14 protein-coding genes and 1 other RNA gene are annotated in these 18,177 nt (G+C 32.9%); 13 read left to right on the top strand and 2 right to left on the bottom strand.

All coding sequences use genetic code 11. From position 1 onward, the window contains the following. Window positions 1-6: 6 nt before the first annotated feature. From dtd to AC1RRU_RS07180, 6 genes are all read left to right on the top strand, one after another. Window positions 7-459 carry a D-aminoacyl-tRNA deacylase gene (gene dtd, locus AC1RRU_RS07155; protein ID WP_011275586.1) on the top strand — a complete coding sequence of 151 codons (453 nt, stop codon included), beginning with the start codon at window positions 7-9 and terminating at the stop codon, window positions 457-459. After that, window positions 456-1,331: an N-acetylmuramoyl-L-alanine amidase family protein gene (locus tag AC1RRU_RS07160; RefSeq protein WP_037558159.1), complete on the top strand. Its 876-nt coding sequence runs from the start codon at window positions 456-458 to the stop codon at window positions 1,329-1,331. The genes dtd and AC1RRU_RS07160 overlap by 4 nt, the downstream gene beginning before the upstream one ends. Before the next feature lie 360 nt (window positions 1,332-1,691). Beyond that, window positions 1,692-2,963, top strand: a complete 1,272-nt coding sequence (gene hisS, locus AC1RRU_RS07165; protein WP_011275588.1) for a histidine--tRNA ligase — start codon at window positions 1,692-1,694, stop codon at window positions 2,961-2,963. A 17-nt stretch (window positions 2,964-2,980) separates the two neighbouring features. Continuing rightward, window positions 2,981-4,747: an aspartate--tRNA ligase gene (gene aspS, locus AC1RRU_RS07170; RefSeq protein ID WP_011275589.1), complete on the top strand. Its 1,767-nt coding sequence runs from the start codon at window positions 2,981-2,983 to the stop codon at window positions 4,745-4,747. A 228-nt stretch (window positions 4,748-4,975) separates the two neighbouring features. Beyond that, a non-coding RNA gene (gene ssrS, locus AC1RRU_RS07175) (6S RNA) lies at window positions 4,976-5,166 on the top strand. A 91-nt stretch (window positions 5,167-5,257) separates the two neighbouring features. Further along, window positions 5,258-6,034 (top strand): tRNA threonylcarbamoyladenosine dehydratase, encoded by a 777-nt coding sequence (locus tag AC1RRU_RS07180; protein WP_011275590.1) that lies wholly within the window; start codon window positions 5,258-5,260, stop codon window positions 6,032-6,034. A gap of 62 nt (window positions 6,035-6,096) precedes the next feature. Here AC1RRU_RS07180 and AC1RRU_RS07185 read toward each other — a convergent pair whose 3' ends face one another. Then, window positions 6,097-7,365 carry a replication-associated recombination protein A gene (locus AC1RRU_RS07185; protein WP_011275591.1) on the bottom strand — a complete coding sequence of 423 codons (1,269 nt, stop codon included), beginning with the start codon at window positions 7,363-7,365 and terminating at the stop codon, window positions 6,097-6,099. A gap of 85 nt (window positions 7,366-7,450) precedes the next feature. On the opposite strand from AC1RRU_RS07185, the gene cymR reads away from it, so the two are divergent. Continuing rightward, window positions 7,451-7,873, top strand: coding sequence for a cysteine metabolism transcriptional regulator CymR (cymR, locus tag AC1RRU_RS07190; RefSeq protein WP_033080142.1), 423 nt, complete (start codon window positions 7,451-7,453; stop codon window positions 7,871-7,873). Between the two features lie 141 nt (window positions 7,874-8,014). After that, window positions 8,015-8,149 carry an SAS049 family protein gene (locus AC1RRU_RS07195; protein WP_011275593.1) on the top strand — a complete coding sequence of 45 codons (135 nt, stop codon included), beginning with the start codon at window positions 8,015-8,017 and terminating at the stop codon, window positions 8,147-8,149. 221 nt (window positions 8,150-8,370) lie between these two features. Here the strand turns inward: AC1RRU_RS07195 and AC1RRU_RS07200 are convergent, their stop codons facing one another. Further along, window positions 8,371-9,384: an LLM class flavin-dependent oxidoreductase gene (locus tag AC1RRU_RS07200; protein WP_011275594.1), complete on the bottom strand. Its 1,014-nt coding sequence runs from the start codon at window positions 9,382-9,384 to the stop codon at window positions 8,371-8,373. Window positions 9,385-9,664: 280 nt separating this feature from the next. Here AC1RRU_RS07200 and AC1RRU_RS07205 point away from each other — a divergent pair, with 280 nt between their 5' ends. The 5 genes from AC1RRU_RS07205 (at window position 9,665) to alaS (ending at window position 18,161) form a co-directional block, all read left to right on the top strand. Continuing rightward, window positions 9,665-10,804: a cysteine desulfurase family protein gene (locus AC1RRU_RS07205; protein WP_016930850.1), complete on the top strand. Its 1,140-nt coding sequence runs from the start codon at window positions 9,665-9,667 to the stop codon at window positions 10,802-10,804. Between the two features lie 2 nt (window positions 10,805-10,806). Next, complete coding sequence (gene mnmA / locus AC1RRU_RS07210; RefSeq protein ID WP_049426603.1) at window positions 10,807-11,919, top strand: tRNA 2-thiouridine(34) synthase MnmA; 1,113 nt, start codon at window positions 10,807-10,809, stop codon at window positions 11,917-11,919. A gap of 201 nt (window positions 11,920-12,120) precedes the next feature. Beyond that, window positions 12,121-12,792 carry a tetratricopeptide repeat protein gene (locus AC1RRU_RS07215; RefSeq protein WP_172458791.1) on the top strand — a complete coding sequence of 224 codons (672 nt, stop codon included), beginning with the start codon at window positions 12,121-12,123 and terminating at the stop codon, window positions 12,790-12,792. Window position 12,793: 1 nt separating this feature from the next. Continuing rightward, window positions 12,794-15,232, top strand: a complete 2,439-nt coding sequence (recD2, locus tag AC1RRU_RS07220; RefSeq protein WP_070855371.1) for an SF1B family DNA helicase RecD2 — start codon at window positions 12,794-12,796, stop codon at window positions 15,230-15,232. Between the two features lie 298 nt (window positions 15,233-15,530). Beyond that, a complete protein-coding gene (gene alaS, locus AC1RRU_RS07225; protein ID WP_011275599.1) occupies window positions 15,531-18,161 on the top strand; it encodes an alanine--tRNA ligase in 2,631 nt (876 codons plus the stop codon). Window positions 18,162-18,177: the final 16 nt, after the last annotated feature.

Below are 18,177 nucleotides of genomic sequence, written 5' to 3' on the forward strand. Positions count from 1 at the left end.
ATTAATATGAAAGTAGTTGTACAAAGAGTAAAAAGAGCAGCAGTTACAAATAAAAGCATTCACAATGAAATCGACAAGGGTTTCTGTCTTTTAGTCGGAATAGGTAAGGATACAACAGAAGCAGATATAGATGCAGTTGCTAAAAAGATTATTAACGCTCGTTTGTTTGAAGATGAGAATGGCAAACTTAATTTAAATATCCAACAAGTTGAAGGTCAAATTTTATCTATTTCACAATTTACTTTATATGCTGATGTACGTAAGGGTAATAGACCAGGATTTTCAAATTCAAAAAATCCTGAAGAAGCTAATGTGTTATACGAAAAATTTAACACTGCTTTAAAAGCTTATGACGTTGAAGTGAAAACAGGTGAATTTGGTACTGATATGGAAGTTGAAATTATCAATGATGGTCCAGTTACTATTATCTATGAAAGTCAGGATGGCAAAATAATATGAACAAAGTAGATGCATGGTTATCTAAACATGACCTTAAAAATCTAACAACATTGATAGTTGTAGGTGCTTTTATATTATTTTTAATATTATTATTTATGTTAATGAATCATAGTGATCAAGGGAGTAATAGAATTACAGTTTCAGAGAATGCTGAGTTACGAACTGGTCCAAATGCTGCTTATCCTGTGATTTACCAAGTCGAAAAAGGTGATACGTTTACTAGATTGAGTAAATCAGGTAAATGGATAGAAGTTGAAAGCAGAGATGGTTCTGAAAAAGGTTGGATAGCTGGATGGCACACAAGCTTAAATATTGAAGCGGGTGCGAATAAAAAAGTAAACCCTTTGAAAAATAAGGTCATTGTCTTAGATCCTGGCCATGGAGGCAATGACCAGGGTGCATCCAGTAATACTTCAAAAAAGAGTTTGGAGAAGAACTATACTTTAAAAACAGCTAAAGAACTGAGACGTGCTCTTGAAAAAGCGGGGGCAACAGTTAAATTAACACGTTCTGATGATACATATGTTAGCTTAGATGATAGAAAACTTAATGGTGATGCATACATTAGTATACATAATGATTCTCTTGATAGTCCTAATGCTAATGGTGCAACTGTTTATTGGTATAAAAATAATCAAGAAGCTTTAGCTGAAACGTTAAATACAAACATACAAAAGAAAGCCATGTTGTTTAATAGAGGAACTCGACAAGAGAACTTCCAAGTACTCAGACAAACCAATAAGCCAGCCGTATTATTAGAATTAGGATATATAAGTAATCCAACAGATGAGGTAATGATACGAAATCAAATCCATCGACAAGTTGTAGAGGAAGCTGTAGTGGATGGTTTAAAACAATATTTTGCATCTTAAAGCTTGCAAACTATGCATAAACTCGTTATTATAATTAGTGAACTTTATATATAATACCGTTATGATTCTTGAAAGTATAAATGAAAGAGGTAGCAATAATTGATATTGTGAAGAGATATAATCCATGGCTGGAAGATTATACTGAGTAATTTATTACTTTGAACACAAGAACAGGTGCTTTAATAGATTAAGCCGTTTGACGTACGTTACACGTTTTGAGTGGTAATTAAGTTTTACTAACGAATTTAATTACAATTAGGGTGGCAACACGGCGATTCGTCCCTTGTATAGTAGAAATGCTATATAAGGGACTTTTTTTATTAAAGAGAGTTTGTAAAAATACAAAGAAGGAGTGATTGTGTGATTAGAATTCCTAGAGGTACACAAGATATCTTACCTGAAGATTCTAGTAAATGGCGTTACATTGAAAATCAACTTGATAAATTAATGAAATTATACAATTATAAAGAAATCCGCACGCCGATATTTGAAAGTACAGATTTGTTTGCACGTGGCGTGGGTGACTCTACAGATGTCGTACAAAAAGAAATGTACACTTTTAAAGATAAAGGTGACAGAAGCATAACTTTAAGACCAGAAGGAACTGCAGCTGTTGTACGTTCATACATTGAGAATAAAATGCAAGGTATTCCAAATCAGCCTGTTAAATTATATTATAATGGGCCAATGTTCAGATATGAACGTAAACAAAAAGGACGATACCGTCAATTCACTCAATTCGGCGTTGAAGCGATTGGCGCTGAAAATCCGAGCATGGATGCTGAAGTTCTAGCTATGGTGATGCATATCTATGAATCATTTGGTCTTAAACATTTAAAATTAGTTATCAATAGTATTGGTGATGCTGATTCACGTAAAGAATATAATGAGGCACTAATACGTCATTTTGAGCCAGTGATAGATACATTTTGTGATGATTGTAAATCAAGATTACACACAAATCCAATGAGAATACTAGATTGCAAAATTGATAGAGATAAAGAAGCGGTTAAAAATGCGCCAAGAATTACTGATTACTTAAATGACGATTCAAAAGCTTACTTTAATGAAGTGAAGACTCACTTAGATGATTTAGGTATTTCATATGTTGAAGATCCTAACCTTGTACGTGGTCTTGATTATTACACACACACTGCTTTTGAGTTAATGATGGATAATCCTAATTATGATGGTGCAATAACTACCTTATGTGGTGGTGGTCGATATAATGGACTGCTTGAATTATTAGATGGACCAAATCAAACGGGTATTGGTTTCGCTTTAAGTATTGAAAGATTGTTATTGGCGCTTGAAGAAGAAGGAATTGAATTGGACGTCGAGGATACGTTTGATCTTTTTATCGTTACTATGGGTGAAGAAGCTGAACGATACAGCGTTAAGCTTTTAAATCAACTCAGAAAATCGGGTATAAAAGCCGACAAAGATTATTTACAACGTAAAGTTAAAGGCCAAATGAAACAAGCTGATCGCTTGAATGCTCAATATACTGTTGTTATCGGTGATCAAGAGCTTGAAAATGAAGTGATAGATGTCAAAGACATGTCAACAGGTGAAACAGAAACTATTAACTTAAATAACTTAGTAAATTATTTTCAAGAAAAAAATAATTAATAAAAAGGAGAATATAAATGAGTAAAAGAACAACGTATTGTGGTTTAGTTACAGAAGAACTTTTAAACCAGAAAGTTACTTTAAAAGGTTGGGTTCATAATCGTCGTGACTTAGGTGGTTTAATCTTTGTCGATTTACGTGACAGAGAAGGTATCGTGCAAATCGTCTTTAACCCTGATTTCTCTGAAGAAGCTTTAAGTGTTGCTGAAACAGTAAGATCAGAATATGTAGTTGAAGTTGAGGGAACAGTAACAAAGAGAGATCCTGATACTGTGAATTCTAAAATTAAAACTGGTCAAGTAGAAGTACAAGTTTCTAATATATCAATTATCAATAAATCAGAAACACCACCATTTTCTATTAATGAAGAAAATCAAAATGTTGATGAAAACATCCGTTTAAAATACCGTTATTTAGATTTAAGACGTCCAGAGTTGGCACAAACATTCAAAATGAGACATCAAACAACACGCGCTATTCGTGAATATTTAGATAACAATGGTTTCTTCGATATTGAAACTCCTGTTTTAACTAAATCTACACCAGAAGGTGCCAGAGATTATTTAGTACCTTCTCGAGTTCATGAAGGAGAATTTTATGCATTACCACAATCACCTCAATTATTTAAACAATTATTAATGATTAGTGGTTTTGACAAATATTATCAAATTGTTAAATGTTTCCGTGATGAAGACTTACGTGCAGATCGTCAACCTGAATTTACTCAGGTCGATATTGAAATGAGTTTCGTTGATCAAGAAGATGTGATTCAAATGGGTGAAGAAATGTTACGAAAAGTTGTTAAAGATGTTAAAGGCATTGACGTATCAGGTCCTTTCCCTAGAATGACTTATGAAGAAGCGATGAGACGCTATGGTTCAGATAAACCTGATACTCGTTTTGAAATGGAACTTAAAGATGTATCACAGTTAGGTCGTGAAATGGACTTTAAAGTATTTAAAGATACTGTAGAAAATAACGGCGAAGTAAAAGCCATTGTAGCTAAAGGTGCAGCCGACAATTATACTCGTAAAGACATGGACGCATTAACAGAATTCGTAAATATTTATGGTGCTAAAGGACTTGCATGGGTAAAAGTTGTTGATGATGGATTGAGTGGTCCAATCGCTCGTTTCTTTGAAGATTCAAATGTTGCAACTTTAAAAGATCTTACACAAGCTGAATCAGGAGACTTAGTAATGTTTGTCGCTGATAAACCAAATGTAGTAGCTCAAAGTTTAGGTGCTTTACGTATTAAAATTGCCAAAGAATTAGGTTTAATTGATGAAAATAAACTTAATTTCTTATGGGTAACAGATTGGCCGTTATTAGAATATGATGAAGATGCTAAACGTTATGTAGCTGCACATCATCCATTTACTTCACCTAAACAAGAGGATATTAGTAAATTAGATTCAGAACCTCAAAACGCACAAGCGAATGCATATGACATCGTTTTAAATGGTTATGAATTAGGTGGGGGATCAATCAGAATTGCAGACGGTGAATTACAAGAAAAAATGTTTGAAGTATTAGGATTCACTAAAGAACAAGCTAGAGAACAATTTGGATTCTTATTAGATGCATTTAAATATGGTGCACCACCACATGGCGGTATTGCACTAGGCTTAGACCGTTTAGTAATGCTACTAACTAATCGTACAAACTTACGTGATACAATTGCATTCCCTAAAACAGCTTCTGCGACTTGCTTGCTTACAGATGCACCAGGTGAAGTCTCAGATAAACAATTAGAAGAGCTTTCTTTACGTATTCGTCATTAGATTTAACATATAGAAGGATATAAATACATTAGTCATCGAAATCACAATAGATTTTGGTGACTTTTATTTAGTGTTTTTCTTTTAGAATTATATTCAGTCTTTAAAAAACTATAATAATATTATTTAAACTTAATTTTATTATAGTTTTGCTTCACAAAATATACATTTCTATCTAGTTCATAAGGATTTCTTTATTTATACCTCTGTGGTAATATATAAACATAAGGTAGTCATCTGTATTGTTCGTACGTTTGCTTTTTATTTGGGCCTAACACTTTTTGATCAGGGAGCCCAATAGGTTTTCTTGCAGCGCACACGCCTCAATTGGAGGACTTGCAAAACAAGAAACAGGGCACCCACCTGTATATAGCAGGCCGAATGATCAAGCTTTTTATAACTACGGCAATCACGGACTCTACCGGTACGCAAGGCTTTATGTCTTGCGTATTTTTATTTGTCTTTTTCTGTTAATATAAAGTTATCGTATTGTTTTTTATAAAGGAGTTTAAAATGAAACATCAATTTTCAAGAAACGAATTAGCATATGGACAAGAGGGTTTAGATCTATTAAAAGAAAAAACAGTTGCAGTTCTTGGGGTAGGTGGTGTTGGTTCATTTGCTGCCGAAGCATTAGCAAGAACCAATATTGGTCATATTATTTTAATCGATAAAGATGACGTAGATATCACAAATGTCAATCGTCAAATACATGCACTCACTACAACTATCGGACAAAGTAAGGTCACTTTGATGGAAGAACGTATTAAACTTATTAACCCTGATTGTAAAGTAACACCACTTCACATGTTTTATACTGAGGAGACATATGAGGATTTATTTAATAATTATGATATTGATTACTTTATCGATGCAAGTGATACTATAATATATAAAGTTCATCTGATGAAAGAGTGTTTAGAACGAGGAATTAAGATGATTTCAAGTATGGGGGCAGCTAATAAAACTGATCCTACACGATTTAAAATAGCAGATATTTCTAAAACTTATATGGACCCTATGGCTAAAATTATTCGTAATAAACTAAAGCGTCAAGGTATAAAAAAGGGTGTACCTGTCGTGTTTTCTGATGAAAGTCCTATTGTAATTCGTGAAGATGTAAAAGCAACCGTTGGAGATGCAAACGCTATTAATCGTAAAGGGCAAATGCCTCCATCATCAAATGCATTTGTACCAAGTACAGTAGGATTAATCTGTGCGAGTTACGTAGTAAATGACATTTTAAAAAATATACCTGTACGCCGTATTAAAGATAAAGGGAATATATAAATAATAGACTATGAATCAAATTTAAAAGTCATTTATAATGGCTAATTGATTCATAGTCTTTTTTATTTTTTGTTTCTTAAATTATCATAAATAGTTTTAAATTGTTGTTCACTTTTTGATGTTGATTTAGGCTCATAATAAATTTTATTTTTGAGTTTATCTGGCAAGTATTGTTGAATGACGTGTCCATTTTCATAGTTATGAGGGTACTTATAACCTATGGCACGACCTAAATCTTTAGCTCCAGCATAATGTCCATCTCGTAAATGGTCAGGAATTTGGCCTATATTACCTTTACGTATGTCACTAAGTGCACTGTCAATCGCAGTGATTGCTGAGTTGGATTTAGGTGATAATGAAAGCTCAATTACAGCTTGACTAAGAGGTATTCTCGCTTCCGGGAACCCCAGTCGCTCTGCCGATTGAATGGCTGCAAGCGTACGTTGTCCCGCATTAGGTGAAGCCAATCCTACATCTTCATAACTAATGACTAATAAGCGTCTTACAATAGTCGGTAAATCGCCAGCTTCAATTAATCTTGCTAAATAGTGTAATGCAGCATTTACATCACTACCTCTTATTGATTTTTGAAAAGCACTCATAACATCATAGTGCATATCTCCATCTTTATCGCTTACGAAAGCACCTTTTTGCAAACAATCTTTAGCATCTTGGAGAGTAATATGTCTAATTTCATTTTCAACTGAAGCACTTAAAACAGCCAATTCAAGAGCATTTAAAGCACTTCTAACATCTCCTTGGCTTTGCGTAGCAAAATATTCTAATGCATCTTCATCTACTTTGGGATGATAATTAGCTAAGCCACGTTGAGAATCATTTAATGCTCTATTGATTGCGAGTCGCACATCATCATGATCTAATGAATACAGTTCGAATATTTGAGCTCTAGAGCGAATAGCTGGGTTGATTGCATGATATGGATTTGAAGTTGTTGCACCAATCAAGACGATCTTACCATTTTCTAAATGTGGTAATAAGAAATCTTGTTTAGCTTTATCTAACCGGTGAATTTCATCTAATAAAAGAATGACTTGACCAGACATTTTGGCTTCTTCGACTACCATTTGCATATCTTTTTTTGAATTTGTAACTGCATTTAATTGTCTAAATTTATAGTCAGTGCTACCAGAAATTGCTTTCGCAATACTCGTTTTACCAATGCCTGGTGGCCCATAAAATATCATTGATGATAATCTTTTGGTTTCAACCATTCGTCTAATAATGCCTCTAGGTCCTACTAAATGTTGCTGCGAAATGATTTCGTCAATGTTAGTAGGTCTCATTCTTGAGGCTAAAGGTTCTGTAATCACTATTTTCACACCTTTCTAATACTATCTTAACTGAAAAAATGCTAGAATGGTATTATATATTATTCGAATTAAGTGAGGTAATGTTATGAAAATATCAACGAAAGGGAGATACGGCTTAACTTTAATGATTTCCCTTGCTAAAAGAGAAGGGCAAGGATGCGTATCTTTAAAGTCAATTGCTGAAGAAAACAGTTTGAGTGATTTATATCTCGAACAATTAGTTGGTCCTTTAAGAAATGCTGGTTTAATTCGAAGTGTTCGTGGTGCCAAAGGTGGTTATCAACTTAGAGTACCAGCTGACGAAATTAAAGCAGGCGATATTATTCGTTTACTAGAAGGTCCTATAACGATAGTCGAAAGTATTGAATCAGAACCACCTGCACAAAAACAGTTATGGTTAAGAATGAGAGATGCTGTTAGAGAAGTATTAGATAATACTACTTTAAAATATCTAGCAGACTATGTCGAAACTGATGATAAACTTGATGGTTACATGTTTTATATTTAATTTTAAAAAATATGTTTATATACAAATGTGTGTGGTAAATAATAATTACAACAGTACGGTACATTCTTTATTTTGTATCTCAGAATTAACTTGATACTTGATCGATAAAAATATTCTTAAATTTGAAAGGAGAATTTCATTATGGGATTCATGGATAAAGCGAAAGATGCAGCAGATAAATTTAAAAATAGCGATAACGAACAAGTTGATAAAGCTAAAGACAAAATCAATGAATATACTGAAAAAAACAACGATGACAAAAAAGATGATAAATAATTAAATTTTTGAGCGATAACATTTGATGTTATCGCTTTTTTATGTGTAAATAAATATTTATAAATTAGGTAATTCAAAACATTTTTATTAAATTTAATGTTGTTTTAGCACTAATACCTAAATGTTTATAAGCAAATAAAAGGAGTGAGATTAAATAATATCCCACTCCAAATTATACCTTAATTCTCTCACTATCCATCAATTTTAAATTTTAATATTGATTATTGATTCAATTTTTCAATAATATTCTGTAAACGAGTGAAGGATTCAAATTGCTTTTCTTGATCATAAATATAGCTGATTCCCATGAGTTCATCAATTTCACCATATTCTTCAATAAATGCTTCTAACTTCTCTTTAACTGTTTCCTCTGAACCTATTAGCGAATCATTAAATCTTTGTTTAGCCATTTCAAATTCTCTAGGTGTTAGAAGAGCTTGTAAGTCATTTGTAGGTGGTTGTACTGGTTGCATTCTACCACGAGCAATACCAATAAATACTTGAGCTAAAGTGCTTGCTAGGTATTCAGCTTCTTCATCACTTTCAGCTACTATCACATTCAAGCATACAATCATATAAGGCTTATCTAATACGTCAGAAGGTTCAAATAGTTCTTTATATATTTGAATAGCCTCTTTCATTTGCTGAGGTGCAAAATGACCTGCAAAGACATAAGGTAATCCCTTACGTGCAGCTAAATGAGCTGAATCAGTAGATGATCCAAGAATGTATAATGGTACATTTTTACCTACAGCAGGATAAGCTCTTACATAAGCTTGTTTATTTCCAGGTCCAAAATAAGTTTGTAATTGTTCAACTTCTTCAGGAAACTCATATACGCCATTATGCTGATCACGTCTCAATGCGCTAGCTGTCATCATATCAGTCCCTGGAGCTCTACCTAAGCCTAGATTAACTCTGTTTGGGAAAAGTGTTTCCATTGTTCCAAATTGCTCCGCAACTATTAGAGGAGCATGGTTTGGTAACATAATCCCTCCAGATCCAACTTTAATACGTTTCGTATGTTCAAGTGTATGTTGAATCAATAGAGAAGTTGCAGAACTTACTAAATTTGGTGCGTTATGGTGTTCTGCAATCCAGTATCTTTCATAATTAAGTGAATCTAACTTTTGAGCTAAACTAATCATATCCTCAATTGCTTCTTTATCACTCTGACCTTCTCTTATTGGAACTAAATTTAATGCAGATACCTTTAGATTACCCACAGTTTTCATCTCCTCATATAAAATTAATATGGTTCAGTTTAACAAAATATGTAGTTTAATTTATATTGAAATGCTCATAATCGATAATGTTAGTGAAAAAATATTAATAATTTAATTAAAGTACATTTAAAAATATTTATAAGTTAATGTGGGGTTAATTTTGAAAGTGGTTGAGTGTTAAAATATTAAATAATGGAAAAATTTATGTTTATGAACAACTATATAGAAAAATTTCTATTCAGGTGCTATTATAGGAACATTGATAATATTGTGAGGAGTGTACTTAAAAATGGAAGTATATGCAGATTATGCTGCAACTACACCTGTCAAACCAGAAGTAATTGAAGAGATGATGACAATTTATAAATCACATTTTGGTAATCCATCGTCTATTCATTCTATAGGAAGAGATGCACGTCGTTATCTAGATGAATCAAGAAGAACAGTTGCTAAATTATTGAATGCTAAGCCTAGCGAAGTCATTTTTACAAGTGGCGCAACTGAATCAAATAATACAGCCATTAAAGGATTAGTATACGCAAATGAACATCTTGGAAATCACATTATTACAACTAAAATTGAGCATCATTCTGTCTTACACGTGTTTGAACAATTGGAAAAAGAAGGATATGATGTCACTTATTTAGATGTAGATGATACAGGTGCAATAGATTTGCATCAACTTAAAGAAGCATTAACGAATGACACTATTTTAGTTTCAATAATGTTTGTTAATAATGAAGTTGGAACTGTTGAACCTATGTATGATATTGAAGATATTGTTAGTGAGTCAAACGCATTATTTCATGTAGATGCAGTTCAAGCAATCGGACACTTAGATGTTAATTTTGAAGATTTTAAAATGGATACTTTAAGTTTGACAGCACATAAATTCGGCGGTCCTAAAGGTGTAGGTGTCTTATTAGTTAGAGATAAAACCCCAATAGAGTACTCTCAACTAGGAGGAGAACAAGAAACTAAACGACGTGCAGGAACAGAAAATTTAGCACAAATTGTTGGTTTAACAAAAGCACTAGAATTAGCACATAAGAATAGAGATGATAATAATTTACATTTAATGCAATTAAAAGAATTATTCTTAGTTAGTCTACAAGAACGTGCGATTCCTTTTGAGGTAAATGGTTCTATGATCGATACAACAGGACATATTCTAAATTTATATTTCCCATTCATAGACGTGGAAACTTTGCTAACACTTTTAGATCTAGCTAACATTTATGTATCTTCAGGCTCTGCATGTACAGCTGGTTCAACAACACCTTCTCATGTTTTAGCAGCAATGTATGAAGATGAAGAACGTGCTAAACACTCAGTAAGATTTAGCTTTAATGAATTAACAACAGATCAAGAAATAAAATATATCGTAGCTGAAATTCACAAAATATATCATAAATTTAAGGAGGAATAAATGTGTCTAATAAAGATATACGTGTAGTTGTAGGTATGTCTGGCGGTGTTGACAGTTCAGTCACAGCTCATGTGCTAAAAGACCAAGGGTATGATGTTATTGGAATATTCATGAAAAACTGGGATGACATTGATGAGAATGGTGTTTGTACTGCAACAGAAGACTATAATGACGTTATCGCAGTATGTAATCAAATTGGTATTCCATACTACGCCGTTAATTTCGAACAAGAATATTGGGATAAAGTCTTTACTTATTTCTTAGATGAGTATAAAAAAGGTCGTACGCCTAATCCAGATGTAATGTGTAATAAAGAAATTAAGTTTAAAGCTTTTCTAGAGCATGCACTTAAATTGGGCGCAGATTACGTAGCAACAGGACATTACGCAAGAATACGTCGTCATGATGATGGCCATGTAGAAATGTTACGAGGTGTAGATAATAATAAAGATCAAACTTATTTCTTAAATCAACTATCTCAACAACAATTGTCTAAAGTTATGTTTCCAATTGGAGATATTGATAAAAAAGAAGTTCGTAAAATAGCAGAAGAGCAAGATTTAGCAACAGCTAAAAAGAAAGACTCTACAGGCATCTGTTTTATTGGAGAGCGTAATTTCAAAACATTCTTATCACAATATTTACCAGCTCAATCTGGAGAAATGCGTACGTTGAATGGCGATAAAATGGGAATGCATAGCGGATTAATGTATTACACTATTGGTCAAAGACATGGACTTGGTATCGGCGGAGATGGTGATCCATGGTTCGTTGTAGGTAAAAACTTAGAAGACAATATTTTATACGTTGAACAGGGTTTCCATCATGATGCTCTCTATAGTGACTATTTAATAGCTTCCGATTTTTCTTTCGTAAATCCAGTTGATTTGGACAACGGATTTGAATGTACTGCTAAATTTAGATATCGTCAAAAAGATACTAAGGTTTTTGTTCAACGTGAAAGTCAAAATGCTTTACGCGTTACATTTGATGAACCAGTACGTGCTATCACACCTGGACAAGCCGTTGTATTTTATGATGAGGAAGTTTGTCTAGGTGGAGCAACTATCGATGATGTATTTAAAACAACAGGTCAGTTAAGTTATGTTGTTTAATTAAACCAACAAAAGATGGAGTTGTTAAGAGCCTGGGACATAATTCAATGCCTCAGGCTACAAATATATATTGGCAGTAATTGACTTAAAATAAATTTTGCAAAAATATTGTTTATGTCTTGCTCCAAAATACTACTACATCTTTATTTTATTAAATACTGCGTTTCTCGTAAGATAATTTTAAGATTGGGTGGAATCATGATAACGAAACAAGATACGATTTATGAGTGGATTCAAAATGGTCAACTTGAAGATGCTTTAAAAGCTTTATTTCAAAACATAGAAGAAGAACCAAATACCATTGAAAATTATATCAATGCAGGAATAGTATTAGCTGATATTAATGAAATTGAAAAGGCTGAGCGTTTCTTTCAACGAGCAATTACGATTGATGATAAAAATGGTGCAGTGTATTACAACTTAGCCAATCTTTATTACGATCAAGGTAAATACCGTGATGCTATTAAACTATATCAATTGGCATCTAAATACAATATGGATAAAATAGATACTAATTACATGATTGGTATGTCATTTAACCAATTAGATGCACCAACAGAATCTTTACCTTACTTTATGACTGCAGCAGAATTAGATAAGAATCAAGATGCAGAAGTTCAATTTCAATATGGTCTGGCACTATGTCATTTAGAAATGTTTAACCAAGCTATAAATCAACTAAAAATTGTTTTAGATATAGATTCAAAGCATGTCGATGCTTTATATAATCTTGGTTTAGCCACTTACATGGATACTGAAGATCTTGATTTAGCTATGTCTTATTTTGACAAGGCTATATCTATAGATCCAAATCACTTGCTAAGTCAACATGCTAAGAAAACGTTTGAAGCTATAAAGAATGAGGAGGAGTAATATGTCTGACCCTACACTATTTGATTATTCAATGATTAAAGGTACTGTAGATGCTATTTTATTTCAAAATAATGATAATTTCTATACAGTCATTAAAGTGGAAACAATTGAAACTAGTGAATCATTTGGTAATTTACCAACAGTTGTAGGGTTCTTTCCAAATATTGTGGAAGGAGATGTATACACTTTTAAAGGACAAGTGGTAGAGCACCCACGTTATGGCAAGCAATTGAAAGCCGACACTTTTGAAAAAGAGGTCCCTCAAACTAAGGATGCTATTATTACATATTTATCAAGTGACTTATTCAAAGGTATAGGTAAAAAAACTGCTCAAAATATTGTAAATACACTTGGTGAAAATGCGATAAATGATATTATGACAGACGCATCAGTTTTAGAGAAGGTTTCAAATTTACCGAAAAAGAAACAAAAGCAAATTGCTGATCAAATTAATGCCAATCAAGAGTCCGAAAAAATTATGATTCGATTACATGATTTAGGCTTCGGACCTAAATTATCAATGGCGATTTATCAATTTTACCAATCCGAGACTTTAAATGTGCTCGAAAATAACCCTTATCAACTCGTTTATGATATTAAAGGAATTGGTTTTAATAAAGCTGATACTTTAGCTAGAAATAATGGCATTAGTTTTAATGATCCAGAACGATTGAAAGCAGGATTATTATATACGCTAGAAGAAGAATGTATAAAACAAGGTCACACCTATTTATCACTAGATTATGCCATTGAAGTGACATTAGACATGCTAATGGATGCTCATTCCAGTGATAGTATCGATTCAAAACAGCTTGAAAATATTCTCGAATTATTAAATGAGGAACAAAAAATTATTGTAAACAATGAGCGAGTCGCCATTCCTAGTCTTTATTACTCCGAACTCAAAAGTGTTCAAAATTTATATCGAATTAAAACATACAAACATAAGCTAAAAGAAATAGAACAATCTGATTTACAGATACATATAGGGGATATAGAGACTAGTAATAATGTACATTATGCACCATCTCAAAAAGAGGCCTTACAAACTGCAATTAATTCTAAAATTATGCTTTTAACCGGTGGTCCTGGTACAGGTAAAACAACAGTAATCAAAGGAATCGTTGAGCTTTATGCAGAGGTACATGGTCTTTCTCTTAGTTACTCAGACTATCAAGAAGATGACTATCCTATTGTCCTTGCAGCACCAACAGGTAGAGCATCTAAACGATTACAAGAATCTACAGGGTTGGAAGCAATGACAATTCATCGTCTAATTGGATGGAATCAAGAAACACAACCAGAAGACATTCTAGATAATGAAATTAAAGCAAAGCTCATAATTATTGACGAAATGTCGATGGTAGATACATGGTTGTTTCACCAATTTTTAAGTGCAGTTCCCCTAGATGCACAAATTATTTTAGTCGGTGATGAAGATCAATTACCTTCAGTTGGACCAGGTCAAATATTTAAGGATCTTATTGATTCGAAGGCAATACCTCGAGTTAATCTAACTGAAGTTTATCGTCAACAAGATGGTTCAAGTATCATCGATTTAGCGCATCGTATGAAACACGGTGAGCCAATAGATATTACAAAGCGTTTTCATGATAGGAGTTTTATAAGTTGTAATGTCGATCAAATTCCTAAAGTAGTTGAAAAAGTAGTTTCAAGTGCAGTTAATAAGGGTTATGATATGAGTGATATTCAAGTCTTGGCGCCTATGTATAAGGGTAACGCAGGTATTAAAAGATTAAATCAAGTATTACAAGATATTTTAAACCCTAAGGCACAAGATACACGAGAAATTGAATTTGGTGATATAAAGTTTCGTAAAGGTGATAAGGTTCTTCAGTTAGTTAATCGTCCTAATGATAATATCTTCAATGGTGACATAGGAATAATTGTTGGTATATTTTGGGCTAAAGAAAATGCTTTAAATAAAGATGTTATGGTTGTTGATTTCGAAGGTAACGAGATTACTTTCACTCGTCAAGATTTATTAGAATTAACACATGCTTATTGCACATCTATTCATAAATCACAAGGATCTGAATTTCCTATTGTAATTATGCCTATCGTCAAGCAGTATTTTAGAATGTTACAGCGACCAATACTTTATACAGGACTTACACGTGCTAAACAATCATTAGTATTACTTGGAGATTCAACCGCATTTGAAATTGGATTAAATACGCAAGGACAATTACGACATACACAATTGCAAGAGCTAATCTTGTCATATTTTGATATAGACCATAAACAAAGTGATGTAACAATTTCAAATACTGTGAGTAAAGATGAAGAGGCAATGAATACAATTCACGACGTTGATACTAAAGATGATCAAGTCATTTTAAGTGAATCTACGTTATATCAAATCAATCCAATGATTAATATGGGGGATGTTTCTCCTTATGATTTTGTTGAGCGTTGACATTTAGTTTGAAAATACTTAAAATAATCTTAAGTTCGCATGAAGATGAGTAGGCAATTATTACTTATATAGAGATGTACTGGTTGGTGAAAAGTGCAATGTATATTGTTGAACGCTACTTCATGTCATTTTTATATTTTAATTGAGTGATAAATGTTTTCTATCAAGCGATAATTTTTGCAGCTTAAAGATAGATTGTTTATAACTAGGGTGGTACCGCGAAAACGTTCGTCCCTTTTTTTGAGGATGAACGTTTTTTTGTTTTTAGTTAAAATATGTTGATATAGGAGTGTCGGAAATGAAAAATTTAAAAGCTAGTGAAATTCGTCAAAAATATATTGATTTCTTCGTCGAAAAAGGTCATATGGTTGAACCTTCAGCCCCTTTAGTGCCAATTGATGACGATTCATTATTATGGATAAATTCTGGTGTAGCAACTTTAAAGAAATATTTCGATGGTAGAGAAACACCAAGAAAGCCTAGAATAGTCAATTCTCAAAAAGCAATTAGAACAAATGATATTGAAAATGTAGGATTTACTGCACGACATCATACATTTTTCGAAATGCTTGGTAACTTTTCAATTGGTGATTATTTCAAAAAAGAAGCAATCCACTTTGCGTGGGAATTTTTAACTAGTGAAAACTGGATGGGCATGGAACCTGAAAAATTATATGTAACTATTCATCCCGAAGATTCTGAAGCTTATCGTATTTGGAATGATGAAATTGGATTAGAAGAAAGTCGAATTATTAGAATAGAAGGTAATTTCTGGGATATCGGTGAGGGTCCATCTGGTCCTAACACTGAAATTTTCTATGATCGTGGAGATGAATATGGTCAAGATGATCCATCAGAAGAGATGTATCCAGGTGGGGAAAATGAAAGATATTTAGAAGTTTGGAACTTAGTTTTTAGTGAATTTAACCATAATAAAGACAACACTTATACACCATTACCAAATAAAAATATTGATACAGGTATGGGGCTTGAACGAATGGCCTCTGTTTCTCAAAACGTAAGAACAAATTATGAAACAGACTTATTTATGCCAATCATTAATGAAGTTGAAAAAGTAGCTGACAAAAAATATTTAGTAAACAACGAACATGATATTGCCTTTAAGGTAATAGCGGACCATATTCGTACAATTGCATTTGCTATTGCTGATGGCGCTTTACCTGCAAATGAGGGAAGAGGTTACGTTTTACGTCGACTTCTACGTAGAGCAGTCAGATTTAGTCAAACTCTCGACATTAATGAACCATTTATGTATAAGTTAGTTGACATCGTTGCAGAGATAATGGAACCATATTATCCAAATGTTAAAGAAAAAGCTGATTTTATTAAGCGTGTTATTAAATCAGAAGAAGAACGTTTCCATGAGACACTTCAAGAAGGTTTAGCAATTTTGAATAATTTATTAGCAAAAGCTAAATCATCTAATAATGAAATTAACGGTTCAGATGCGTTCAAATTATACGACACTTATGGATTCCCAATTGAATTGACAGAAGAATTAGCTAGTCAAGAAAACATCTCTGTGGATATGGCAACGTTTGAAAAAGAAATGGATCAACAACGTACACGAGCTAGAGAAGCTCGACAAAGTTCACAATCAATGCAAATCCAAAGTGAAGTTCTTAAAAATATTACCACTGAAAGCAAATTTGTCGGATATGAAACTACAGATTATCAGACTACGTTAACTGATTTAATTTATAATGGAGAGAAAGTTGAATCTGCTGAACCAGGAGAAACTGTATATTTCATTTTAAAAGAAACTCCATTTTATGCAGTTAGTGGTGGGCAAGTAGCTGATAAAGGAACAGTAGGTAATGAGAACTTTGAGATTGAAGTAACTGAAGTAACTAAAGCACCTAATGGTCAAAACTTACATCAAGGTGTCATCCAATTTGGTCAAGTTACAATTAATAGTGATGTAGATGCAAGTGTTAATAGGGATGAAAGAAAAGACATCCAAAAAAATCATAGTGCCACTCATTTACTTCACGCTGCATTAAAAGAAGTATTAGGTGAACATGTAAATCAAGCAGGTTCGTTAGTTGAAAGTGAGCGTTTGCGTTTCGACTTCTCACATTTTGGTCCGATGACTCAAGACGAAATTGATCAAGTTGAAAGACGTGTAAATGAAGAAATTTGGAGAGGTATTTCAGTTAATATACAAGAGATGCCTATTAATGAAGCAAAACAAATGGGTGCTATGGCGTTATTCGGAGAAAAATACGGAGATATTGTGCGCGTTGTTAATATGGCACCGTTCTCAATTGAGCTATGTGGTGGTATACATGTTGATAATACTGCAGAAATTGGACTTTTCAAGATTATAAGTGAATCAGGTACAGGTGCAGGCGTTAGACGTATTGAAGCATTTACTGGTAAGTCAGCATTCTTACATTTAGAAGATATTCAAAATAAATTTAATTCTATTAAAGATCAAGTTAAAGTTAAATCTGATAATCAAGTATTTGATAAAATTGTCCAGCTACAAGAAGAAGAAAAGAACCTTCATAAACAATTAGAACAGCGAAATAAGGAAATCACTTCACTTAAAATGGGCAATATTGAGGATCAAATTGAAGAAATTAATGGCTTTAAAGTATTAGCTACAGAAGTTGAAGTTTCTAATGCTAAAGAAATAAGACAAACTATGGATGATTTCAAATCTAAACAACAAGATGCTATTATAATCTTAGCAAGTGATTTAGGTGAAAAGGTATCACTAATAGCAACTGTACCAAAAGAACAGACAGATAAAATTAAAGCTGGAGATATCATTAAGAATATGGCGCCATTAGTTGGTGGTAAAGGTGGCGGTCGTCCAGATATGGCTCAAGGTGGCGGTACGCAACCAGAGAATATCTCAGAAGCATTACGCTTTATTAAAGATTACATTAAAAAACTATAACTTTGTAATCAACTAG

This window comes from Staphylococcus sp. GW821-FHT11H10 (genome assembly GCF_058807855.1).